We start from the raw sequence: 21,448 nt of genomic DNA, 5'->3' as shown, positions 1-21,448 counted from the left end.
ATTATGTTTTCTTTCTGCTGGAAATAATCGATGTAATCACAATACCTAAGCCAATACCCACAAGTATTGAAGCTACCAATAGAATTGGTGCAGTTTGTACAAAAATCAAACCGACACCAACACCAATCATAGTCATACCACCAATGGCCCAAGTACTTTTATCTTCGGCCCAATCTTTTTTGTTTTCTTTTTTATCTATCATTACTCTTTATTTTTTTTCGTTAGACTTTTTATTCTTTATTTTCTTTATTATTTCGATTAATGATTACATGATTCACTAAATAGAATCCCACTAAAGTTCATTTTCAGGTAGTCTATTTCTTTTCGCTATAAGCCAGATACTTAATAAAAGTTCTGCAAGAGCCATGGTCAACATTATAATTACCCCAAATATTTCGGATAGATGAAAATCTATGAAGAATGCGATGTATGTAAAAGATGCAACCATTAGCAAAATACCAAGGCTTTTCGGTATATATCCTGAATTGAATACCGCATAACCAAGTACGAAGATGTGCAATGTAAAAAATACATATCCTAAGAGTTTTATGGATGCATAGTCGTATACATCGATAATCTCTATTACTAAACAAAGCAATCCAATTATCAAAGTAAAAGCATATAGCAACCTGAGAACTGAAGTTAACAATGCAAGACTTTTGTTTGCTGTTTTAAGAACCACATAAAGTGCAAGACCAATAATTGCATCAAGGACCAGCACGAGTAAATAACCAACTACAGCAAAACCAAATCGTTTCCTATTAGCCTCAATATCTTTGGCTAAAACTTCTGTATCACCGGGTACCACAAAATTGGCTAAAAGAAAATCATCAACTAGAGTTACGATGAAAACCGAGCTTATAAACGCAATTCCTACTAACATTGCCGCTTTGCTGATCGATAAATTAGTGATGAAATTTCTCATGTCGTTTTTTTTTCGTTTGTCAGATGTTTATCAAGTCATTCTTAACAAAATTTTTCCTCCAGTCATTTTATTCTTATAATCACTGATGGCTTCTTTTACTTCTTGTATAGGGTAGATTTTTCTGATGTCGCTTTTGAGATGGCTTGGTATCAGCTTCTGTGCACGTTTCCACAATAACATTGTTTTCAATATACCTTGTTTGCTGATCCACGGACCTAACCAGAAACTGTCAATCCTCTTATTTTCGAATATCAAAAGTTTAGGACTCGCCTTAACAGCTTCACGAGACAGTGCACTGAACACAATAACCTTGCTGTTATTTGGTATCGCTTTTAATAGCTGATTGGTTAATGAACCTGCCACTGCATCAAACGCAAGACGTGTATTCGTTTCATGGCAAACGTCATTTAGTTGTTGTTCAAATCCTTCATCATTACTGTTCAGAACAATACTAGCCCCTTCAGCCTTGAGAATATCAACTTGTGCATCCCTGCGAACAACATTTACGATTTGAATTCCTTCACTTTGCCCCAACCTGTTCACCATTTTTCCAAGTGAACTTGCTGCAGCAGTCAATAAAATTGATTTATGTCCACCTTTTTTCGAAATATCTATAAAAGCACTGGCTGTAAGAGGGTTTATTATGGACAATGCTCCTTGCTCTAAACTCAATGATTTATTCAAAGGCAGCACACCTCCTTTAACACTTTTAACTACATACTCCGACCAAACACCTCCTCCTATTCCCCAACCAGTGCAGGCAACTCGTTTACCAAGGAAATAGCTTGCCATAACTCCTGGTCCGGCGGCAATAACTTCTCCAGAACCTTCACCACCTGGTACAATAGGTGTTGGATTTTTAAAGCCATAATAGCCTGTCAAGGTTGCCAAATCCGATGGATTTATTGGTGCGAAGGCAACTTTGACCAAAACTTCGTTCCTTCCTAGTGTTGGTACTGGTCGTTGCTCAATACTTAGGGCATCAGCACCAGAATAAGAATTCAAAACGACCACTGTCATAGTATCAGGTATCTTTATTCTTTTCATATTAATTCTGTTTTGCGAATTAATCTTAAGGTCCAAAAACAATAGATTCTTCACCTATGTCTATAAGTTCACAACTTTTAGAAAAGCTACTGCCATCCAACTCTATCTTAAACCCTATACCATGCTCCTCTGAAGAAGAATTAATGGGAAGCCAGCGATAAGGTAGATCTAACTCGGTTACTTTGGGCTTCAAGAGATTGAGACAAGCATACGCTCCGTTATGTGGCAGAAAATCAGCTGGTTTTTCAAATCTTAATTCCAATGATTTATCATCAATTTTTTTACGCTCCAAGAGTGAAACGATTCTCTGGTCCTCATATTTTGCATCATCACAATCGGACCAGATTTTGTCTTTATTCATTTGTAAAGCAGCTAAAAAGCCTCCTTGAATTGAACCTTCAAAACCACCTCCTGGGAATGTCCATGCAGATGCAAAATATAGGTTAGGAATCAAGAAATTATTTCTAAATCGCTTGCCTGCTATCTGGTCTTTAGTTTGGGCATAACCATAAACTGAACCAGTTGGGTTAGATGTATAACGTTTAATAGTCTTAGAAGTAGATACTTCGTAGTATTCGATGCTATTCAGAATTCCTGGATACTGCTTTTCCAATCGTTGTAATAATATTTGTGCTACTTCTTCTTTTTTTGCGTCGTAATCTTCCTTGTTTAAATTCTCCCAATCTTCAATATAATCAGTGGCACAAATTACACCTTCAGACTTATGAGGTGGTGCAAGTCCAGCATCTACCTTGTTATAGTCTACAAAAATGAATCTGCGTTTAGACCAATCGCCATGATGGTTAGTTTTAATATCCTTTAAGGCAGTTACATCATCGCCTTGAAAAACATTTGAGTAGTATTTTACACCAAACTTTTCTACATCGGTATTAAAACCTAGATAAATACATAATAATGAACATGAATTGGTTTTTGAACTGATTTTTTGTTGAAGTTGAGCAGAATAAGTCGCGTCCAACAGGGAAGTCACCGCAGGAATGGCACAATTGGCGATAACATTATCACATGTAATAGTCTTAGATTTAGAATTCTTATTAAAACTATCACGGAATGTAACTCCAGTCACTTTACCATTATTGGTAATGATTTTCTCAGCTCTTTTGCCTAAAACAACACTGCCACCATTTTTTTCTATGTATGAGGCAAGGTAATTGGAAAGCTGCTGTGATCCACCTTTTATAAAGTGACCACCATTCTCAATAAAGCCTGAAAATGGTAGAGCAAAATAAAACATTGATAGCGTATATGGATCATCACCCCAATACACAATATGTGCTATAAGATCTAATTTTGCTTTTTCATTGGTAATGTACTTATCTAACCAAGACCCAACGGTATGCTTGGTGGCCTCAACAAGATTAGGATAAAGCAATGGCATCAATGGGTAAATCAATTTTTGCTTTAGAGGTGAGCTCGGTTGATTGATAGCTTCCTTTCGTGTTCCAACAATCAACTTAAAAAAGCGTTTGATCCCTTTTTCATCTTCGGGATACTTATCTATCAATGCCTTGGTAGCTGCATCAAATCCATGTGGCATCACAAAATCTTCTTTATCGGAAACCACACCGTAGAACTCAGGTACTTTTTCAAATTGAACGTTTTTGTCTACTTCAAGCATTTTGAAAATACTAGTAATCGTCCCATTTTCAGTGAGACCACTCATTTCGTGCAAGCCAACTTCAACAATAAAATCTCCTCGCTTAAAAGTGGTTGCACAGCCACCAGGCTTATGGTGCTGCTCTAATAAAAGAACTTTCTTGCCAAATTTTGATAGTGTAGCTCCGGCAGTTAATCCGGCTAAGCCTCCTCCGATAATGATTGTATTGTATTTCATGAGTTTATTATTTTCGTAGCATAAAGCGCAACATATAAATATGTGTACTCATAACTTTCTTTTAAAAATATAGCGTGTAATAAAAATACCTTGCTCATCCGTTTCACCAGCATCGCTTTCTACTGCACTGGTCACAAATATGAGATCCCAACCCTCAGCTAACATTGCTGTTAACTTTGAAGATATTACAGCATCGTTAGACGCAATATTTTGAAAACGTATACCTCCAATATTATAGAAGTTTAACAATTTTGTTTCTTCAAAGTCCTTAACACGAATATTTTTTCGTTTGGATTTGTTACGTGTGTTGTCATCTTCAGTTTGCTCAGATGTAAATTCTTTATAATCGCGATCTGTATTTGCAGAAATTAAGCGTGAGCGACCAAGACCAAGTGGTACAATAGACTCCACACTTGTAATTACTTTAATTTCAAATTTTGGCTGTACAGTATCTAGCTGCGTCGCATTTAATTCATTTTGCGCTGACAGGCTAAAGATTGTTGTAATAACAAAGATTCCTGTTAATAATAAATTTTTCATAAGCTTCAAATTATTTATGTTACAAAATAAACATCTACTCACCTTTTAATCAATGATATATATCATTTTGAAACTCTATTTTCAATGTTAGTTTTTGGGTATACTAATGACCAATATCATTTTTTAAATCACTGAAAGCTAGTAGTTTTGATGCCTAATCAAAAATTTGTACTAATGAAAAAAATAACAGCTTTATTCCTTATTCTCTGTTCAATAGTATCATTTGGTCAAACAGAAAATGAAGGTGAAATCGTCATTGATAAAACACAGCAGGATGATACTTACAGTGCTGGTGAATCGGTAAAAGTAGATGCCGTAGTACAAGGAGACTTGGTCATAGCAGGAGGAAAACTAAGTATTAATGATAGTATTAATGGAGATTTAACGGCAGCTGGTGGTGAATTATTTCTTAACAGTTATGTAGCAGATGATGTTCGCATAGCAGTAGGAAAGGCAACCATTGATTCAGAAATTGGTGATGATCTAGTTGTTTTTGGTGGAGAGGTTATCATTACTAAAAATGCTATTATACATGGTAATCTAAAGTGTTATGCTGGTAATATTGACTTTAATGGCGAGGTCGCAGGCAAACTTGAAATTAAAGGAGGTGATGTTCAAATTAATGGAACTGTAAAAGAATCCTCAAAAATAATAGGAGAAAATCTCATCATCGGAGCAAATGCTAAATTTCATAAGAATGTAGAGTATTGGAATAGCGATGGTGAAATAGATTTTAACAATTCACTGGTTAGCACTGAAGCCCAATTTAATGAAGATCTTGGTGAAGATACGTCGCAATTATCATTAACCACTTTGGGTACAAATTCATTAAAATTATGGATCACCTATATATTGTCTTCATTTTTAGCTATTCTAGTTTTACATGCACTTTTCAAAAATGCATTTTCAAATGCTGTTGACGATTTAGAAAATAGCGTTTTAAAAAGCTTTGGTTTCGGATTAATTTATCTAATCGGAATTCCATTAATGATACTTATTTCGTTTGTTATCGCAATAGGCATCCCTCTCGGGCTTTTTGCTGCCGCAGTTTTCATATTTAGTTTGTTGTTTGGTCATTTGGTAGCGTCATTGTTGCTCATGTATTATTTGAAGTATAAAAAACAAAAGAATTGGGGTTTTTGGAGTATCACATTTCTGGCATTATTATGTACAATCGTTTTGCGTGTAATCACTATGATTCCTTATGCAGGAATATTACTTTCTGTTGTGATAATATCCATTACTTATGGAGCATTGACCTTAAACTTACTTCATCCTAATAACCAACTGGTTAAAAATTAAAGGAATGAATAAAGAACATCCTAATATCACGATTTTAAAGAGGTTTAATCCTGCAGATCCTAATACTGCTGCTGAAATTTTAGCCGAAGATTTCGTTTGGCATTATATTAACCCTAAGCTTACTGAGTTAGAAGGAGACTATTTCGGTCTTTCTGGTTTGAAGGATTTCTTTCAAAAACTAGCAGGTCGCACTAGTGGTTCTTTTAAAGTAAACCCTATATCTGCAACTGCTATAGGAGATAATATAGTCATCGCACTTGTTAAAGACAGCATGTCATTGGAAGGTAAACCAATCGAGATCGATGCTGTTGTGGTATGGTGTATTATGGAAGGTGAGATCAAAGAAGCCTGGGATATACCTATTGCTCAGACAGCAAAAATGATAAGAATTGTAAAAGAGGAATTATGAAACTAGTAGAAGTTACACCAAAAAATGTCCATGAAGAAACACTTTTCTGCATTAAGGATATTAAAAAGCCAGGATTTGAGGCAAAGCGTAAATGGTTTGAAAAACGTTATAAAGAAGGCTTACAAATACGAATTTTAAAAGATGATAATGATACAATGATTGGCTTTATTGAATTTACACCTGCAATACAAGCCTGGAGACCAGTCAATGCCGATGACTTTATGTTTGTGCACTGTATCGCTGTTTATTCTAAAAAAGATAGAAACCAAGGTTATGGCTCTCTACTTATTAACGAAGCCGAAAAAGTCGCAAAAGCTCAAAATATGTCAGGCTTGTGTGTGATGACAAGTAAAGGTTCATGGTTAGCAGATAAATCATTGTTTGAGAAAAACGGATTTATACAATTAGATAAAAAAGATAGATTCGAGTTGCTTTCAAAACAATGGGATGACACAGCTAAAAAACCTGAATTTTATGACTGGAAAAAGCAACAACAAAACTATAAAGGGTGGCATTTAGTGTATGCAGACCAATGTCCTTGGCATGACAAGTCTGTTTTCGATCTTATAAATACTGCTATGGATTATGGTATTGATTTAAAGGTCACCAAATTAAACACAGTGAAAGAAGCTAAGAACGCTCCTTCAGGCTTTGGTGTATTTAACCTTTTACATGATGGTAAACTAATAGAAGACCATTATCTAAGTGCAACTCGATTTAAGAATATTTTGAAAAAGGAACTTGCAGAATAATAGTGTTAAATAGATAGAAAAATAAATAGATATGGAAGGACTAAATGAATATTTAATTCCTTACGTAATCTCACAAATAGTTAGTGTCATTATACTAATTGTTGCTATGAAACGCACCAAAGCAACACGAATTTTATTTGCTCTTTTATTTTTTAGCGCTTTCTGTGCTAACATGTATTTAGGATTGGTAAAACCCAATGACTATTTGGATTATGGAGAATTAGCAATACCGCTTTACAGAGATTTTATTTATGGGTGGTTTAGTAAGTATGTAAGTATATTAATTCCAATAATTGCTACAGGTCAGCTTTTAATAGCAATAGGAATATTGTTAAAAGGGTTCATAGTGAAGATTGCCTGTATTGGTATTATTTTATTCTTATTGGCTATTGCTCCGTTAATGGTCGGTTCCGCGTTTCCATTTTCGATTACAGTTTCTATTGCTGCATTCATGGTATTAAAGAAAAAGGATCTTAATTATGTATGGAAAAGCTAAAATCAAATGAAAACACCTCTATCTAAAGTTTTAATTAGACTATCTATACTCATTATAATACTTGCGATTATTGCTTCGTTTTCAGGATTATTTGCAGGCAGTATTTATCGCGATAATGAGTTTGTAAAAGCGGTTTGGATTGGAAATGATCTTATCACAATATGCATTATAATCCCAACAATGATCATGGCTTTATTTTTTGCAAATCACCATTCGGTAAAAGCACAACTCATATTAATGGGTACATTCTGGTATATGCTGTACAATTATATTTTTTATATGTATGGTGCGGCATTTAATGAACTATTCCTAATTTATGTATCTATTTTTACACTTTCTGCCTATGCGCTGATCCTTGCTTTAATGTACACAGATTTTGCAACCCTAAAAAAGTATATCATATATAAAACTCCTGTAAAATGGATTAGTGGCTTTATGATTTTTTTTGCTTTATGTATTGGAGGATTATGGGTTGCACAATCATTGAGTTTTGCTTTTACAAATGAATTACCAATTGGTATTTCGCAAACTGATCATCCAACAAGTGTAGTCTTTGCGACCGATCTATCGTTGTTAGTATCCACATTAGTAGTTGGTGCAATCCTGTTATGGAATAAGAAAATCTGGGGATATGTCATTTCAATCATTGTAATGACAAAGTGCGTAATATATCCCTTGGTACTTTTGGTGGGTAGTATTTTCGCCTTTAAAAGAACTGGGATATTGGATACTCTTTTACCTTTTTATATGTTACTATGGTTAGGTGCATTAGCAACATTTATATACTTATTAAAGTATACGATAAAACAAAAATTTATTCTTAAATCATAAAGATGAATAAACAACAAATTATAAACTGGCTTTTAGAAGGTGATGTATCCGTCCAATATCAAGTGCATCGTGATTTGTTAGATGAAAAACGACCAGACTTAAGAAACAGAATTGCAACCGAAGGCTTTGGTGCTCAATTCTTATCTAAACGTCATAAAAAAGGACATTGGGGAAAAGCATTCTACCAACCCAAATGGACATCATCAAACTATACGCTTATGGATTTAAGAAACCTTTATATAGCAACTAATAATAAGCTAATAAAAGAATCCATTGATATTATCCTAGAACATAAAAAAGCAAATGATGGCGGTATTTTACCAATTGGGAAAAATAAAATAAGTGACCAATGTATTAATGGAATGTTCTTAAACTATGCATCCTACTTCAAAACAAATAAAGAAGACTTAAAATCTGTTGTGGATTGTATTCTAGATCAGATAATGCCTGATGGAGGTTTTAATTGTAGATCCAATAGAGGAAGACCAGTACATAGCTCCTTGCATACAACGTTGTCTATATTGGAAGGCCTTACAGAATATGATATTAATGGCTACACCTATCGAATTGAAGAGGTAAAAGAAGCTATGGCATCCTCAAAAGAATTTATCCTTATGCATCAACTCTATATTTCGGATAGAACCGGAAAAATAATCAACAAGGATTTTTTGAAACTATCTTACCCAAGGCGCTGGCGTTATGATATTTTGAGTGCCTTAGATTATTTTCAATATTCTAAAACAAAATGGGATAATCGTATGCAACCAGCTATAAACATTCTAATAAAAAAGCGAAATAAAAATGGTACTTGGAATGTACAAGCAAAACATCCTGGGCAAACTCATTTTGACATGGAAAAAGCAGGAAAACCAAGTCGTTGGAATACACTCAGAGCTTTAAGAGTTTTGAAGAATTACAATAAGTTATAACTGACCAATATCATTGTTAAAAGGACATTTTTGATATTACTTTACCACAAAAATAAGGATGTTATTACTTATACTTTCAATAGTGATATTATTAATAATCATCTATTTATTGTTCGTTCCTATAATTTTATACATAAACACTAGAACCAATGAGTATTTTATACAAATCAAAGGATTAGCGAAAGCAAATATTGAAGCAGATGAGTTAGAAGTTATAAAAGTACATTTAAAAGTAATGTTCTTAAATTTTGATTTTTATCCATTGAAGAAGATTAATTTTTCTAGCAAGACCAAGAACAATAAGAAAACCACAAAAAAGAGAAGTTCAAAAACTATTTCTTTAAGAAAAATAATAAACGTATTAGGAACTTTTAGAGTTAAACAATTTCAGGCAGAGATAGATTCTGGTGACTGCATTTTTAATTCGAAACTCTATCCTGTTTTTGCGCTATTTAATTTTTACAACAACACCCAATTAAGTGCAAATTTTGAAGGAAGAAACAACGTACTATTATCTATTGAAAATAGACCAATACGTTTAATTAAATCATTTATTAATAATTAAAACATAATATTATGGAACTACATTTAGAAGAATTATTGGGAAAGATTACAGATTTTATGAAAACTGAGGCCAATACAGAAACAGTTGTTGGTAAGGAGTTTCAATTAGGAGAATTTAAATGTGTACCTGTTATTAAAGTGGGTATGGGATTTGGTTCTGGAGGCGGAGAAGGTATAGAAAGTAAAGGTAAAAAAGGTGAAGGCATGGGAGCTGGAGCTGGAATGGGAATTGAACCTATAGGCTTTTTAGCAACTAAAGATGATGAGATATCTTTTATTGAAGCTGGTAAAACGCATGGACTTGCAGCTGCTTTTGAAAAAGTACCTGATTTAATAGAAAAGATAGTCGAAAAGAGAAGTAAAGAGCCTGTTGAGGCTTAGTTCTCATTATATTTTCTTGGACTGAATTTTAATCTGGGTAAGCATAGAAATAAGCTTGCCCAGTTTTTTTTACTGAAAATAGTTTTGCTATATGTACTAAAATATTTCCTAAAATGACTATGGTCATTTTAAGAAATATATTCACCTGTTAAATTAGTCTTATAGAACCAAATATGCTATTATGAGAACCTTTATTAGACTAGTGATTACAATACTTATCCTTATATCAACTACTGTTTTTCTTTTGTAACAAAGAACTAAATAAGTTTTAAACACCTGAATACAAACAACTTGCAATGACCAATATCATTGTACAGTCTTAGCTCTGACTATACCTTTGGCGGTAATAAAGCAAAAAATCTAAATTAAAATATTTCGTGATGAAAAATTCAAAATTAAACTTATACTGTGCTGTATTTTTTTTACTAATTACAAGTATCACTTTTGCACAAAATAAATGGTCAGCAGAATTTAGACCAAATATTAACTTCCCAACTGAAGATTTGGGCAACTCAAACATAAAAACAGGCTTTGGTTTTGAAGCTACAATTGGGTATCGCTTTTTAGAACATCTTCACGCTTACGCAGGTTGGGGTTACAATACTTTTGCTATTGAAGATGCCGAAGCAGATTTTGACGAAACAGGCTACACCTTTGGATTGCAATTTATTCATCCCTTAGGAAACTCTGAAGATTTATCATATTTGTTGAGAGCTGGAGCTATTTATAATCATTTAGAACTTGAGGATGGTAATGGAGACCTCATAGATGATTCTAATCATGGCTTTGGTTGGCAATTAGAAGCTGGCTTAGACTACAAACTTGGTAATAACTGGAGCTTGCGTCCAAGTATTAGATACCGTTCACTTTCAAGAGATTTAGAGTTTATTCAAAATCAAACCACTGAAGTGGATTTAAACTATTTATCCTTTGGTCTTGGTATATCTAAATCCTTTTAATTGGCATTATGAAATATGCATTTGCCATACTAATGGGGATTCATGGACTTATTCATTTAATGGGTCTTGTCAGTGCCTTCCTTTCAACATCAATTGAAAAACAAGTATTGGGCATTTCAAAACCTATAGGTGCACTTTGGTTAATCACTTTTATTCTATTTACGGTTTCAGCATTTCAATTTTTAAGCAATAAACATTGGTTCTACTTAGGAATCACAAGTGCAATTGTATCTCAGACGCTCATTATAATAGCATGGAATGATACTAAATTAGGTACAATTCTTAATCTAATAATTCTGCTAGTTGGTATACATGCATATGGTAAATATCGATTCCAAAAAATGGTAGAATTAGAATCGAGGGAACTGTTTAGTAACATAACTCAAAATAATATAAAAGTCATAAAAGAAGAGGATTTAAATCATCTTCCAAATGTCATCCAAAAATGGTTAAAACACTCTGGTATCATCGGAAAGGAAGAAATAGTTACAGTTCGCTTAAAACAAAAAGGTAAAATGCGCACAAAGCCAAGCAGTAAATGGATGCCTTTTGTCGCAACGCAATATTTTAACACAAAGAGTTCTTCCTTTGTATGGAGTACTACAGTTGATGCTTTACTAATAAAGATGATTGGTCGCGATAAATTAACAGATGGTAATGGTGAAATGCTCATTAAATTAGGTGCAATTATTCCCGTAGTTAATGAATCTCAGAATGATAAAATAAATTCTGGAGCTATGATTAGATATTTGGCTGAAATCTGCTGGTTTCCAAGCTCAGCTTTAAATAAATACATGACTTGGCAAAGTATAGATGAAACCTCAGCAAAAGCAACTTTTATTTACAAAAATCAATCTGTTTCAGGTGTGTTTTCATTTAGTACAAAAGGGGATTTTATCTCATTTACAGCGGATCGCTATTATGGTGGCAGTACAAATTCTACACTCGAAACTTGGCATGTCGAAGCTTTATCTCACAAAGAGTTTAATGGTGTAAAAATTCCAAATAAATGTAAAGTCACATGGAAATTATCTGGAGGAGATTTCAACTGGTTAAAATTAGAGATTACTGATATAGAGTTTAATTAATCGAGACCAATTAAACCAGCAAACTGACTGAGGTCATTTCATGATTCTAATAACCACTTTAATTTTGCTAACTATAAAAATTCTGACCATGTTTTCACTAGTTAAATATCTTGTTTATTTATTATTGACCCTATTTGTTTTTTCTTGCAATACTTCAGAAAAAAAATTTTCTGTAGACAAAACAACTCAAAAGACATATAATTATACACTAGATACCTCAGGTATAAAAGTATTATGGACAGCCTATAAGTTTACAGAGAAAGTTGGTATTAGTGGTAAGTTTGATAGTATCATATACTTTTATGATAAGAGCGCACCTTCTATCCAAGCCTTATTAAAAAGTTCTGAAATCAGTATCTGTACAAATTCTGTGAACTCATACAACGCCATAAGAGATCCTAAATTAAAACAAACATTTTTTAAAAGTTTTAATACAGATACGATTAGAGGTAAAATAATAGAAGTTGAAGATGAAAAAGGGCTTTTGGCATTGCAAATGAATAGCATTAATAACCTAACAAGTTACAGCTATAATTATAAAAACGACACTTTGACTATTTCAACACATTTAGACCTAACTAAATGGGATGGTAAAATAGCTTTGGATACTTTAAACAAAGAATGTTATGACTTGCATATAGGGCCTGATGGCATCTCTAAACTCTGGCCAGATGTAGCAGTTAAAATCAAACTACCAATTAAGCGCAGAATTTCATTATGAAACTTTTTATTGCTTAAAAAAATCCTAATGAACTATATCATCAGGATTTTTAGCTATTCAATTCCAAATAAAGAATTAACCTTCCATAATGCCAAAGCACACTTTAGTAGTAACTCGGTATTCTGCAATGGCATTGTTATTCACAGTTACTTGCATATCTTGTACATACACAGACTTAATGTTTTTAATAGTTTTTGAAGCTTCTTTTATCACGTTGCTAACGGCATCTTCAAAACTAACAGTAGAATTCCCTAAAATCTCGACAACTTTTAATACTGACATAATATATAGATTTATGATTAATAAGTCTTTAAGGTAAATCCTAAAGACAGAATAATAAATGATATTAATCACGTTGAAGAAAAAAATGCTATTACTCTTGATAACCCAACTTCGTTCTAAAGGTTGGTAATTCCCATTTAATCATTTCCTTTAAAAAATCATCTACTTTTTCAACTATCAATTTTGCGTTAATATCTTTTGGACTGTAAACGTCTAATTCTTTAGAACTATTTTCAGTTGGAATTTCGGTAACAATAGGATACAAAACAAACACATAGATATCGCCACTGTAAGATTGAGAAAATACCAATGCGCCACCTTGAATAAATTGATACGCTGGTATCTGGTTGGTACAATCTATAAGCTCTTTTGGGAAAGAATCAAAAGTGATGTTGACAGCCTCATTGGTACCAATCCAATTGAGCTCCTGTACTTTCCAACCAATATCGTATTGCTTACAAATCGCTTTAAGCGTATTACTGATGAGCGTCTTAGTTTTGGTATGCCAAACTGTTTTTTTGTCGACTACGGTTTTAATAGATTGCTTGTAGTCATTTACATGCGCTTCTAAGTGTTCTATTTTCATGCGTATGTTCCACAAAAGTGGTCTTTCTTTAATTATACTTCGATTAACTATTTATAGTATAAAAGAAGCTATAAATAAGTTAAACTGAAATGATTTATATCATTTAGAATCGTAGAAAGAAATCATAAATTTAATCTGGAATATATAATATATAGCTTATGAAAACCAGGACTATATTAGAGCTACTCACCTTATCATCGAGTATATACCATTTTGCGAAAGAGGCGCAACTTATGGGTAGAATTAACGAACTGTCCGATAAAGGGAAAAATGAAATCAACAAAGTAGCTTCGGAATCTCATATTGATGAAGATGGAAATGAACTTGAATTTATTGATAAAATAATCTTGAAAGCCAACCAAGTAAAGGATGAACTTGAACAAAAAATAGAGGAACAAGCGGTTAAGATTTATAAAAAAATGAACATTGCCCATTTAGATGAAATTAAAGCGCTTAATGAAAAATTAAAAAATGCCGATAGGGAAATTGCATTGTTAGAGGCACGTTTAAACAAGTTAGAAGCAAAGTAATAATATGGGAGTTTTTGGTAAAATAGGGAGTGGATATAATGCCGTTGCTAGATATAATCAAATCATCAAAGTATTGGTTAAATATGGTTTTGATGACTTGGTATTTTACATGCGTAAGGAGAAACGCTATCGATTCTTTCAGAAATTTATACCAAAGGCATCTACAAAACGTGCCTTACAACATACAAAATGGGAAAAAATGCGTTTGGTTTGTGAAGAACTAGGACCAACATTTGTAAAATTTGGTCAAATTATAAGTAACAGACCAGATTTAATCCCATTCGATTTGGTTTTTGAGTTAGAAAAACTACAAAATAATGTGCCACCAATTCCTAAAGAACAGGCAAAGGAGATTGTAGAAACAGAACTAAAGGATAAGGTTGAGAATTTATTCGCCTGGTTTGAGCCAACACCTTTTGCGTCCGCCTCAATGGCACAAGTGCACAAGGTTACGTTGCTCAACGGTGAGCGTATTGTTTTAAAAATTCAGCGACCAGGTATTCGCGATATTATTTTTGAAGATATAAAAGTAATGTATCACATCGCTGCAATATTAGAAAAAAGAATTCCGTCATTAAAGAGTTTTGATCCGGTTGGGTTGGTTAAAAATTTTGAAGAATCCATTTTAAAGGAACTTGATTTTATTAATGAGTCTCTAAATGTACAACGGTTTTACAATAATATACATAACGATACGAGTAAAGACCAGTTTGCAAGTGCACCCAAAGTGTACCAAAATTATACAACCGATAAAATACTGGCATTAGAATTTATGTCTGGTATTAAAATAAACGAACTTACAAAACTCGAGGAATCTGGTGTGGATGTCAAGAATATTGGAAAACGATTGGCCATTACTTATTTTAAGCAAATTTTTGAATATGGTTTTTTCCATGCAGATCCGCATCCAGGTAATTTATTAGTAATGCCAAATAACAAAATTTGTTATCTAGATTTTGGAATGATGGGCAGCATATTACCAAGGGATATCGAAATTTTTGGACAATTGTTTATGTCCATACTTAAAAAAGACGTTAATAGGATTATAAAAGTGCTACAAAAATTATCAACCAATGCTTCTATACCCAATATGAGGGACTTAGAATTTGATATTAATGAATTCGTAGAGAAACATTATGTGAGAACCGTTCATAAAAATGAAATGAGCACCATATTAATGGAACTAAAAGATATAATTGTAGCTCACGGTCTAAAAGTACCAACCTATTTTTACCTCTTCGCTAGGTCTTTGGTTACCATAGAGGGCGTAATAGATAAGCTTAACCCTGATTTAAAGCAGTTTAAAATGGTTAAACCATATCTTGTAAAAAGTGTGTCCAAAAATTACAATCCGCTAAAAATGGGTGAAAAAGTTTTACATTCTATGTATGAGCTGAGTAATTATATGGAAGACTTTCCAGGAGATTTGAAAAACGCCATTCGTAAAATAAATAGTGGGCAAGTAAAAGTAGATTTAACGCACAAAGGTATTGACCCAATGGTACATACCTTACAGCGCATCACAAAGCAACTGGTTAGCACTTTTATTTCTGTTGCCTTGGTAGTGGGTTCCACTTTGTTGATTGTTAATAGTGTAACGCCTTTATGGAAAGGAACTTCAGTGTTTGGTATTATTGGGATTATAATAGCAGCAATAATTATTTCTGGGATGCTACTAAATATTAGAAAAGGAGATTACGATAATTAATCGTGCTTATGTATATAAATCAGTATTAAAGATTGCAAAACATGTGTTATTTTGAGCGCAATCAAAAAACATATAGTTTATTATACCAATATTTTGACTGCGCTCAGACTGACAGCTTATTACAATTATTGACTCTATAATATTCCAGTCTTTTTCTTCTTAACTAAGCCTTGGTAACAAATGCTCGTTTAAAATGAGTAAAAGCTTCAGAAATTTCATTTTGAAAATGTTCCCATTTCGTCTCTTCCTTTTTAGAATATTTTTCTTTAAAGTCATCGACAAATCTTTTAAATTCCTCTTTCCCCTTTTCAAAGGATACTTTTACATCAGTCTTACCTTGCTTAAATTTTTCCTCTAAAATATCTAGGCTAACCTTAAACTTTTCAATTTCTATTAAAACCATAGCGTACATACGCTTAAATTTTTCATTAGTTTTAATCTTTACCTCAAGTTCGTGCAATGTTAGTAACAATTGCTTTTTTTGAGCTTCAAACTTTTCTAAAGTCTCTGCCTTTCCTAATGCCAATTGTACTCTTAACTCGTCAAACTTGCTATGGATGTCATCAACTCTTTCTTTACCAGTGTTCACTTTCGTTTTGCTTTCGTGGATAAAGAGGTTGAATTTTTTCTTGAGTTCTTCATACTTATCTTGTGCTTCGGCTTTTCCGAGTGCTGCTTTTACTTGAAATTCCTCTAGTTCAACAGCTGCCTTTTTTAAGGCATCTACTATCTTGTCTATAAAATGTGTGTTTTGTGCAGTTTCCATAATGTATGTTTTTATTTTATACATAAATATCTTGACTATTTCTTCAGAAATCAATGATATATATCAATTGGGATATTTTTATTAGTTGATTTTATATATCCAAAAGCACAATTCAACGTGAAAACCCAATTGAGATTTATATTTCAATAAAGAATCAATTACTTCCTTTCTTGGCTTCCTTTTTCTCTTGTCGCTCTAATTTTTTAAAATATCTTCTGGTTAAAAAATTATGTTTTAAGGCTTCCATATTTTGATTAAACTTATCTGTGCCTTCATCAATATTTTTGAGAGTAGATTTTAAGCTATTAACTAAAGCCGTATCATTAACCACATATTTATAAGCACCTTCTCCAGAACTAAAGTCATCTACAATTCTATTTATATTGTTTAATAAAGTATCGATCTCTAAGCTCGAAGTTTCAAGATTTGTTACGATGTGCTTTAGTTTTTCACCAGAAATAGAATCATTTAGTATCATGCCCAAAACAGTATTATCATTTGTTTTTATTGAAGAAACTATAGCATTTAGTTCATTAATAGTATTGGAAGCACCGCGACTTGCTATTTTAAGATTAGTAACGGATTGCTTTAAATCTTGTGCCATAATTGTATCGTTTAGTAATACACCAATAGTCCCTTTACCTTTTGTTATACTATTGGTAATTTTCAATAAATCTGATGTCAATATTGCTGCATTTTCAGTACTTGTGTTGAGTGTATTCAAAATATCATCAGTTCCAATTTTACTGTAGGATTCTATAATATCATCATTTTCTATAACTTCAGAAACACTTTTACCAGGAACAATATTCACAATCATGTTACCAACCAAACCGTCCGAACCAATTGTTGCAATGGCGTTCTTTTTAATGTGGTTTGAAATTTTTTCATCAATATTCATATCTATTCTAATGGTAGAATCGTTAATCATAGAAATATTTTTGACTGTGCCAATATCAATACCAGCATATCGCACATTATTTCCTCTTTGCAATCCATTTATATTCTGAAAATAAGCACTAATGGTAAATGTTTTTTTAAACATTTCTTTTCGCTGTCCAATAAGATAAACTCCAGTAATAAAAAGCGCAGTGCCAATGATGACAAAGAGTCCTAATCTAAATTTTTGTGAGCTTGTATTTTTCATAAGTCTTGTTTAAAAAATGCTTTTATTTTGGGATCATTTGATGCAGATAATTCTTTAAAAGTTCCTATTGCATAATCTGTTCCATCTATAAGTAGAATCATTTTGTCTGAAATGACTCGCGCACAATCAACATCGTGTGTAATGATAAGCGACGCTGTTCTATATTTTTTCTGAATTTCTTGCATTAGGATTATGATTTCTTTTGAAGTTATAGGGTCTAATCCGCTTGTTGGTTCATCGTACAATATCACTTTCGGTTTAAGAATTAGAGTTCTTGCTAATGCGACACGCCGTTTCATCCCACCAGAAAGTTCTGATGGCATTAAATCTATAGCGTCTGCTAGTCCAACATTTTCTAACGCCTCAACTACTAATTCTGTGGTATTTATATGGTCACCCATCTTTTTAGAATGTCTTCTTAAAGGAAATTCTAAATTTTCTCGTACTGTCATAGAATCATACAATGCACTTCCTTGAAATAAAAAACCAATATCCGCTCTCAAAATATCTAAAGCTTCTTGAGTTAATTTGGTAATATCTTTATCCATTATTGAGATAGTTCCACTGTCTGCTTCCATTAAACCCACCAAGCATTTTATCATTACCGATTTCCCAGACCCAGACTTCCCCATTATTACGAGGTTTTCTCCTTGGTGCAGTTTTAAACTAAATCCGTTAAGTACGTGATTGTCCCCAAAGCTTTTATACAAATCTTTGATTTCGAGAACCACTTCTTTAGTCGATATGTTTTTATTAATTGTCATAAATCATAAAAAATATCAGTTACGAAAACAGCAATAAAGTCAATAATAAATAATAATAAAGATGTAAATACAACTGCAGAGTTGGCTGCAATACCTACACCAACAGTTCCTTTACTACAATAATACCCTTTAAAACAACCTACAATCCCTATTGCAAACCCAAAAAAGAACGACTTGATAGTAGCAGGAATGATATCACCAAATTCCAAAGAACTAAATACCTGATTAAAAAAGAGTGTGAAAGAAACATTACCCTTTACGCTTTCAACCAAAAACGATCCAAATAGTGCAACTGCATCACCTATGATGACTAATAATGGTAGCATTAACGTTACCGCTAATACACGAGTAACAACCAAATATTTAAAGGGATTTGTACCAGAAACTTCCATGGCATCAATTTGCTCGGTCACTCTCATAGATCCTAATTCGGCTCCAATACCAGAACCAATTCTACCAGCACAAACCAGAGCAGTAATAATTGGACCGATTTCTCTAACTATTGAAATACCAACCATAGATGGCATCCAGGAAACGGCTCCGAATTCCATTAAAGTTGGTCTGGTCTGCAAGGTTAGTACCAAACCTATTATAAAACCTGTAATACCAACTAGAAGTAATGAACGATTACCCATATAAAAACACTGACGAATAATCTCCTTAAATTCAATAGGTGCTTTAAAAACTTCTTTAAGAAATCTAAGGGTGAAATATGATAGCTCACCAATTTCTATAAAAAAAGATCTCAACCTAGTTTTTATGTTTGTATAAACTAACATTTTTAACATTCCAGCATTTCAAATTTAGATGTTTAATGAATGAATTAAAATGATAATCATCATATCAAAACACTGATGAATATCATTTCATACTAGTGTTGTTAAAAATACCTTTAAGACTTAAAAATCATATTATGAGAATTACAGTTCATATACAAAATCTAAAATGTAGTGGCTGCGAAAAGACTATTGTTAACAGATTATCTAATGTTAAAAATATTAGCGATGTAGAAGTTAATAGTAAAGATTGCACAGTTGCTTTTGACTATCATACTAATAATGATTTCGAAGCGGCTAAGCATTTACTATCTAGAATAGGTTATCCAATAGTTGGAAAAGAAAATAAATTAACAACAAAAGCACAATCCTACTTAAGTTGTGCTATTGGTAGAATTAAAAAATAATATAATGGAAACAATACAAGATCAAGAGCAAATTATTGCAATGCCAAGAATTGGTGACAAAGCACCAGAGTTTAAAGCAGTAACTACACAAGGAGACATTAATTTCCCTGCAGATTTTTCTGGAGAATGGGTCATACTATTTAGTCACCCAGCTGATTTTACTCCAGTATGTACAAGTGAGTTTATGACTTTTGCAAATCTTGAAGATAAGTTTGCTAAAGCAAATTGTAAACTAGTTGGATTATCGATTGACGGTTTATATAGTCATATTGCTTGGTTAAGAACTATTAAAGAAAAAATTAAGTTCAATGGCATGAAAAACATTGAAGTGAAGTTTCCTTTGATTGAAGATATTACTATGGAAGTCGCTAAAAAATATGGTATGATTCAACCTGGTGAAAGCAAAACACAAGCTGTTAGAGCTGTATTTTTTATAGATCCAAAAGGTTTGATTAGAGCTATTATTTACTATCCATTAAGTTTAGGAAGAAATTTTGATGAAATCTACCGCGCTTTAATCGCTATGCAAACATCAGATAAATTCTCTGTTGCGACTCCTGCGGATTGGAATCCAGGAGATGATGTTATTGTCTCACCAGCAGGATCTTGTGGTGTGGCAGAAGAAAGAATGGCTTCTGTAGATGAACTAAAATGTGAAGATTGGTTTTTCTGTACCAAAAATTTGGATAAAGAAGAAGTCTTAGACAAAATTCTGAAAAAGACAAAACTACTTACTAATTGAAAAGACTAGTGCTACAAATACATATGTTCATATTAGTACTATGTTTAGTACCTGTAAAATCATGGATTAATAATAAAAACGTATTATCAGTTACTAAAAAAATAAAAGCTGTAAACCAAGTTTACCATCAAGACTCGATGGTAAACTTGGTTTCTATTAATAAATCCATAACTATTGAGAATTATTTTCAATTTATGGACTCATTAGTAAAAAAACACGACTCGTTAACTCCATATAAATTAACCGAACATTTACTAGTGCGGAGTAATTTATGGATAATAGACACATTCCAAAACACTGACTATTACAGAATGAAAGCCAAGGATTCTTTTGTGTATAATCAAAAAAAAATGATTGCTTTGCCAAGAGGGAATTTAATACAAATACCAGATTCAATTCAAGCAAAAAAACTATTACATAAATTTCAAAATACTATAATAGATATCAATATTCCAGAATTTAAACTTCGGATTTATGAAGATTCAGTTCTACTCTATCAGTTTCCGATTAGAGTTGGTAAAAATGAAAGAAAATATCTTGAAATGTCAGGAAGAATTCAGGATTTAAAAACGAAAACGGGTGAAGGTCAAATTGTTAATCATTTTAGAAACCCTAGATACATCAACCCAGTTAACAATCATGAATATCATGAGACTAAAAGAGATGATGGAAAAGTAACTAAGTTACCACAAATTCCGTTTATAGAAACTGAAATTAATGGGTTACGTTATGGTCAGTTAATTCATCCTACTACAAATCCAGAAACTTTGGAAAAAGCCCATTCTAATGGATGCATAGGAAGCAAGGAGGCAGATGCTTGGGTTATATATTACTATGCTCCAATTAACACGAGAATTAGTATAAGATATGATTTAAAAATTATTGATAAAAAAGGAAATACATCTTTTATAAAAGATATCTATGACACTAAAAACAGATAG

Annotated in this window: 27 protein-coding genes; 16 read left to right on the top strand and 11 right to left on the bottom strand. The window is 32.6% G+C overall.

Annotated features, from left to right (window positions below):
• Position 1: 1 nt before the first annotated feature.
• From Q0822_RS12820 to Q0822_RS12800, 5 genes are all read right to left on the bottom strand, one after another.
• Positions 2–202 (bottom strand): hypothetical protein, encoded by a 201-nt coding sequence (locus Q0822_RS12820; RefSeq protein WP_299124287.1) that lies wholly within the window; start codon positions 200–202, stop codon positions 2–4.
• A 90-nt stretch (positions 203–292) separates the two neighbouring features.
• The gene (locus tag Q0822_RS12815) at positions 293–925 is read right to left on the bottom strand and encodes a DUF4386 domain-containing protein (RefSeq protein ID WP_299124285.1); all 633 of its coding nucleotides are present in this window, start codon (positions 923–925) and stop codon (positions 293–295) included.
• Positions 926–955: 30 nt separating this feature from the next.
• Positions 956–1,945 (bottom strand): zinc-binding dehydrogenase, encoded by a 990-nt coding sequence (locus Q0822_RS12810; protein ID WP_299124282.1) that lies wholly within the window; start codon positions 1,943–1,945, stop codon positions 956–958.
• Positions 1,946–1,997: 52 nt separating this feature from the next.
• Positions 1,998–3,827 carry an NAD(P)/FAD-dependent oxidoreductase gene (locus Q0822_RS12805; protein WP_299124279.1) on the bottom strand — a complete coding sequence of 610 codons (1,830 nt, stop codon included), beginning with the start codon at positions 3,825–3,827 and terminating at the stop codon, positions 1,998–2,000.
• 48 nt (positions 3,828–3,875) lie between these two features.
• On the bottom strand, positions 3,876–4,367 hold the full coding sequence (locus Q0822_RS12800) for a hypothetical protein (protein ID WP_299124276.1): 492 nt from the start codon (positions 4,365–4,367) through the stop codon (positions 3,876–3,878).
• Between the two features lie 174 nt (positions 4,368–4,541).
• Here Q0822_RS12800 and Q0822_RS12795 point away from each other — a divergent pair, with 174 nt between their 5' ends.
• From Q0822_RS12795 to Q0822_RS12745, 11 genes are all read left to right on the top strand, one after another.
• Positions 4,542–5,669, top strand: coding sequence for a hypothetical protein (locus Q0822_RS12795; RefSeq protein ID WP_299124273.1), 1,128 nt, complete (start codon positions 4,542–4,544; stop codon positions 5,667–5,669).
• Positions 5,670–5,673: 4 nt separating this feature from the next.
• Positions 5,674–6,078: a nuclear transport factor 2 family protein gene (locus Q0822_RS12790; protein ID WP_299124270.1), complete on the top strand. Its 405-nt coding sequence runs from the start codon at positions 5,674–5,676 to the stop codon at positions 6,076–6,078.
• Positions 6,075–6,830: a GNAT family N-acetyltransferase gene (locus Q0822_RS12785; RefSeq protein WP_299124267.1), complete on the top strand. Its 756-nt coding sequence runs from the start codon at positions 6,075–6,077 to the stop codon at positions 6,828–6,830. Before Q0822_RS12790 ends, Q0822_RS12785 begins: the two co-directional genes overlap by 4 nt.
• 31 nt (positions 6,831–6,861) lie before the next feature.
• Positions 6,862–7,326, top strand: a complete 465-nt coding sequence (locus tag Q0822_RS12780; protein ID WP_299124265.1) for a hypothetical protein — start codon at positions 6,862–6,864, stop codon at positions 7,324–7,326.
• Positions 7,327–7,332: 6 nt separating this feature from the next.
• Entirely contained in the window at positions 7,333–8,157 is an 825-nt protein-coding gene (locus Q0822_RS12775; RefSeq protein WP_299124263.1) for a hypothetical protein, read from the top strand.
• A 2-nt stretch (positions 8,158–8,159) separates the two neighbouring features.
• Positions 8,160–9,086 carry a hypothetical protein gene (locus Q0822_RS12770; protein WP_299124260.1) on the top strand — a complete coding sequence of 309 codons (927 nt, stop codon included), beginning with the start codon at positions 8,160–8,162 and terminating at the stop codon, positions 9,084–9,086.
• Between the two features lie 109 nt (positions 9,087–9,195).
• On the top strand, positions 9,196–9,651 hold the full coding sequence (locus Q0822_RS12765; protein ID WP_299124258.1) for a hypothetical protein: 456 nt from the start codon (positions 9,196–9,198) through the stop codon (positions 9,649–9,651).
• An 11-nt stretch (positions 9,652–9,662) separates the two neighbouring features.
• A complete protein-coding gene (locus tag Q0822_RS12760) occupies positions 9,663–10,031 on the top strand; it encodes a spore germination protein GerW family protein (protein ID WP_299124256.1) in 369 nt (122 codons plus the stop codon).
• 380 nt (positions 10,032–10,411) lie between these two features.
• Positions 10,412–10,990: an outer membrane beta-barrel protein gene (locus tag Q0822_RS12755; protein ID WP_299124254.1), complete on the top strand. Its 579-nt coding sequence runs from the start codon at positions 10,412–10,414 to the stop codon at positions 10,988–10,990.
• A gap of 8 nt (positions 10,991–10,998) precedes the next feature.
• On the top strand, positions 10,999–12,078 hold the full coding sequence (locus tag Q0822_RS12750; RefSeq protein ID WP_299124252.1) for a DUF6544 family protein: 1,080 nt from the start codon (positions 10,999–11,001) through the stop codon (positions 12,076–12,078).
• 88 nt (positions 12,079–12,166) lie between these two features.
• Positions 12,167–12,799 carry a YceI family protein gene (locus tag Q0822_RS12745; protein WP_299124250.1) on the top strand — a complete coding sequence of 211 codons (633 nt, stop codon included), beginning with the start codon at positions 12,167–12,169 and terminating at the stop codon, positions 12,797–12,799.
• Between the two features lie 75 nt (positions 12,800–12,874).
• On the opposite strand, the gene Q0822_RS12740 is transcribed toward Q0822_RS12745, so the two are convergent.
• The gene (locus tag Q0822_RS12740; protein ID WP_299124247.1) at positions 12,875–13,081 is read right to left on the bottom strand and encodes a dodecin family protein; all 207 of its coding nucleotides are present in this window, start codon (positions 13,079–13,081) and stop codon (positions 12,875–12,877) included.
• 91 nt (positions 13,082–13,172) lie between these two features.
• On the bottom strand, positions 13,173–13,667 hold the full coding sequence (locus Q0822_RS12735; RefSeq protein WP_299124245.1) for a hypothetical protein: 495 nt from the start codon (positions 13,665–13,667) through the stop codon (positions 13,173–13,175).
• A gap of 158 nt (positions 13,668–13,825) precedes the next feature.
• Between Q0822_RS12735 and Q0822_RS12730 the strand changes: the two genes are divergently transcribed.
• Together Q0822_RS12730 and Q0822_RS12725 are read left to right on the top strand one after the other, a co-directional pair.
• Positions 13,826–14,197, top strand: a complete 372-nt coding sequence (locus Q0822_RS12730) for a hypothetical protein (protein ID WP_299124243.1) — start codon at positions 13,826–13,828, stop codon at positions 14,195–14,197.
• Between the two features lie 4 nt (positions 14,198–14,201).
• Positions 14,202–15,905: an AarF/UbiB family protein gene (locus Q0822_RS12725; RefSeq protein ID WP_299124241.1), complete on the top strand. Its 1,704-nt coding sequence runs from the start codon at positions 14,202–14,204 to the stop codon at positions 15,903–15,905.
• 163 nt (positions 15,906–16,068) lie between these two features.
• On the opposite strand, the gene Q0822_RS12720 is transcribed toward Q0822_RS12725, so the two are convergent.
• The 4 genes from Q0822_RS12720 to Q0822_RS12705 form a co-directional block, all read right to left on the bottom strand.
• The gene (locus Q0822_RS12720; protein WP_299124239.1) at positions 16,069–16,671 is read right to left on the bottom strand and encodes a hypothetical protein; all 603 of its coding nucleotides are present in this window, start codon (positions 16,669–16,671) and stop codon (positions 16,069–16,071) included.
• Between the two features lie 154 nt (positions 16,672–16,825).
• Complete coding sequence (locus Q0822_RS12715; protein WP_299124237.1) at positions 16,826–17,818, bottom strand: MlaD family protein; 993 nt, start codon at positions 17,816–17,818, stop codon at positions 16,826–16,828.
• Entirely contained in the window at positions 17,815–18,582 is a 768-nt protein-coding gene (locus Q0822_RS12710; protein WP_299124234.1) for an ATP-binding cassette domain-containing protein, read from the bottom strand. Before Q0822_RS12710 ends, Q0822_RS12715 begins: the two co-directional genes overlap by 4 nt.
• Entirely contained in the window at positions 18,579–19,361 is a 783-nt protein-coding gene (locus Q0822_RS12705) for an ABC transporter permease (protein WP_299124232.1), read from the bottom strand. Before Q0822_RS12705 ends, Q0822_RS12710 begins: the two co-directional genes overlap by 4 nt.
• Positions 19,362–19,495: 134 nt before the next feature.
• Here Q0822_RS12705 and Q0822_RS12700 point away from each other — a divergent pair, with 134 nt between their 5' ends.
• Genes Q0822_RS12700 through Q0822_RS12690 form a run of 3 tightly spaced genes read left to right on the top strand, consistent with a single transcriptional unit; the run spans position 19,496 to position 21,448 of the window.
• Positions 19,496–19,765 carry a heavy-metal-associated domain-containing protein gene (locus Q0822_RS12700; protein ID WP_299124231.1) on the top strand — a complete coding sequence of 90 codons (270 nt, stop codon included), beginning with the start codon at positions 19,496–19,498 and terminating at the stop codon, positions 19,763–19,765.
• A 4-nt stretch (positions 19,766–19,769) separates the two neighbouring features.
• Entirely contained in the window at positions 19,770–20,507 is a 738-nt protein-coding gene (locus Q0822_RS12695) for a peroxiredoxin (protein WP_299124229.1), read from the top strand.
• Entirely contained in the window at positions 20,504–21,448 is a 945-nt protein-coding gene (locus Q0822_RS12690) for a L,D-transpeptidase (RefSeq protein ID WP_299124226.1), read from the top strand. The genes Q0822_RS12695 and Q0822_RS12690 overlap by 4 nt, the downstream gene beginning before the upstream one ends.

It is taken from the genome of uncultured Winogradskyella sp., from assembly GCF_947496485.1.
GTDB lineage: Bacteria > Bacteroidota > Bacteroidia > Flavobacteriales > Flavobacteriaceae > Winogradskyella.
This window is presented reverse-complemented; position numbering and strand designations above follow the sequence as displayed.

Excerpts from the sequence above, each read along its gene's own strand:
- Q0822_RS12710 (WP_299124234.1), bottom strand. The coding sequence starts at position 18,582 with ATGACAATTAATAAAAACATATCGACTAAAGAAGTGGTTCTCGAAATC.
- Q0822_RS12705 (WP_299124232.1), bottom strand. The coding sequence starts at position 19,361 with ATGTTAGTTTATACAAACATAAAAACTAGGTTGAGATCTTTTTTTATA.
- Q0822_RS12695 (WP_299124229.1), top strand. The coding sequence starts at position 19,770 with ATGGAAACAATACAAGATCAAGAGCAAATTATTGCAATGCCAAGAATT.
- Q0822_RS12720 (WP_299124239.1), bottom strand. The coding sequence starts at position 16,671 with ATGGAAACTGCACAAAACACACATTTTATAGACAAGATAGTAGATGCC.
- Q0822_RS12785 (WP_299124267.1), top strand. The coding sequence starts at position 6,075 with ATGAAACTAGTAGAAGTTACACCAAAAAATGTCCATGAAGAAACACTT.
- Q0822_RS12740 (WP_299124247.1), bottom strand. The coding sequence starts at position 13,081 with ATGTCAGTATTAAAAGTTGTCGAGATTTTAGGGAATTCTACTGTTAGT.
- Q0822_RS12805 (WP_299124279.1), bottom strand. The coding sequence starts at position 3,827 with ATGAAATACAATACAATCATTATCGGAGGAGGCTTAGCCGGATTAACT.
- Q0822_RS12715 (WP_299124237.1), bottom strand. The coding sequence starts at position 17,818 with ATGAAAAATACAAGCTCACAAAAATTTAGATTAGGACTCTTTGTCATC.
- Q0822_RS12800 (WP_299124276.1), bottom strand. The coding sequence starts at position 4,367 with ATGAAAAATTTATTATTAACAGGAATCTTTGTTATTACAACAATCTTT.
- Q0822_RS12755 (WP_299124254.1), top strand. The coding sequence starts at position 10,412 with ATGAAAAATTCAAAATTAAACTTATACTGTGCTGTATTTTTTTTACTA.
- Q0822_RS12730 (WP_299124243.1), top strand. The coding sequence starts at position 13,826 with ATGAAAACCAGGACTATATTAGAGCTACTCACCTTATCATCGAGTATA.
- Q0822_RS12745 (WP_299124250.1), top strand. The coding sequence starts at position 12,167 with ATGTTTTCACTAGTTAAATATCTTGTTTATTTATTATTGACCCTATTT.
- Q0822_RS12725 (WP_299124241.1), top strand. The coding sequence starts at position 14,202 with ATGGGAGTTTTTGGTAAAATAGGGAGTGGATATAATGCCGTTGCTAGA.
- Q0822_RS12810 (WP_299124282.1), bottom strand. The coding sequence starts at position 1,945 with ATGACAGTGGTCGTTTTGAATTCTTATTCTGGTGCTGATGCCCTAAGT.
- Q0822_RS12750 (WP_299124252.1), top strand. The coding sequence starts at position 10,999 with ATGAAATATGCATTTGCCATACTAATGGGGATTCATGGACTTATTCAT.
- Q0822_RS12775 (WP_299124263.1), top strand. The coding sequence starts at position 7,333 with ATGAAAACACCTCTATCTAAAGTTTTAATTAGACTATCTATACTCATT.
- Q0822_RS12760 (WP_299124256.1), top strand. The coding sequence starts at position 9,663 with ATGGAACTACATTTAGAAGAATTATTGGGAAAGATTACAGATTTTATG.
- Q0822_RS12735 (WP_299124245.1), bottom strand. The coding sequence starts at position 13,667 with ATGAAAATAGAACACTTAGAAGCGCATGTAAATGACTACAAGCAATCT.
- Q0822_RS12795 (WP_299124273.1), top strand. The coding sequence starts at position 4,542 with ATGAAAAAAATAACAGCTTTATTCCTTATTCTCTGTTCAATAGTATCA.
- Q0822_RS12790 (WP_299124270.1), top strand. The coding sequence starts at position 5,674 with ATGAATAAAGAACATCCTAATATCACGATTTTAAAGAGGTTTAATCCT.
- Q0822_RS12820 (WP_299124287.1), bottom strand. The coding sequence starts at position 202 with ATGATAGATAAAAAAGAAAACAAAAAAGATTGGGCCGAAGATAAAAGT.
- Q0822_RS12700 (WP_299124231.1), top strand. The coding sequence starts at position 19,496 with ATGAGAATTACAGTTCATATACAAAATCTAAAATGTAGTGGCTGCGAA.
- Q0822_RS12770 (WP_299124260.1), top strand. The coding sequence starts at position 8,160 with ATGAATAAACAACAAATTATAAACTGGCTTTTAGAAGGTGATGTATCC.
- Q0822_RS12780 (WP_299124265.1), top strand. The coding sequence starts at position 6,862 with ATGGAAGGACTAAATGAATATTTAATTCCTTACGTAATCTCACAAATA.
- Q0822_RS12815 (WP_299124285.1), bottom strand. The coding sequence starts at position 925 with ATGAGAAATTTCATCACTAATTTATCGATCAGCAAAGCGGCAATGTTA.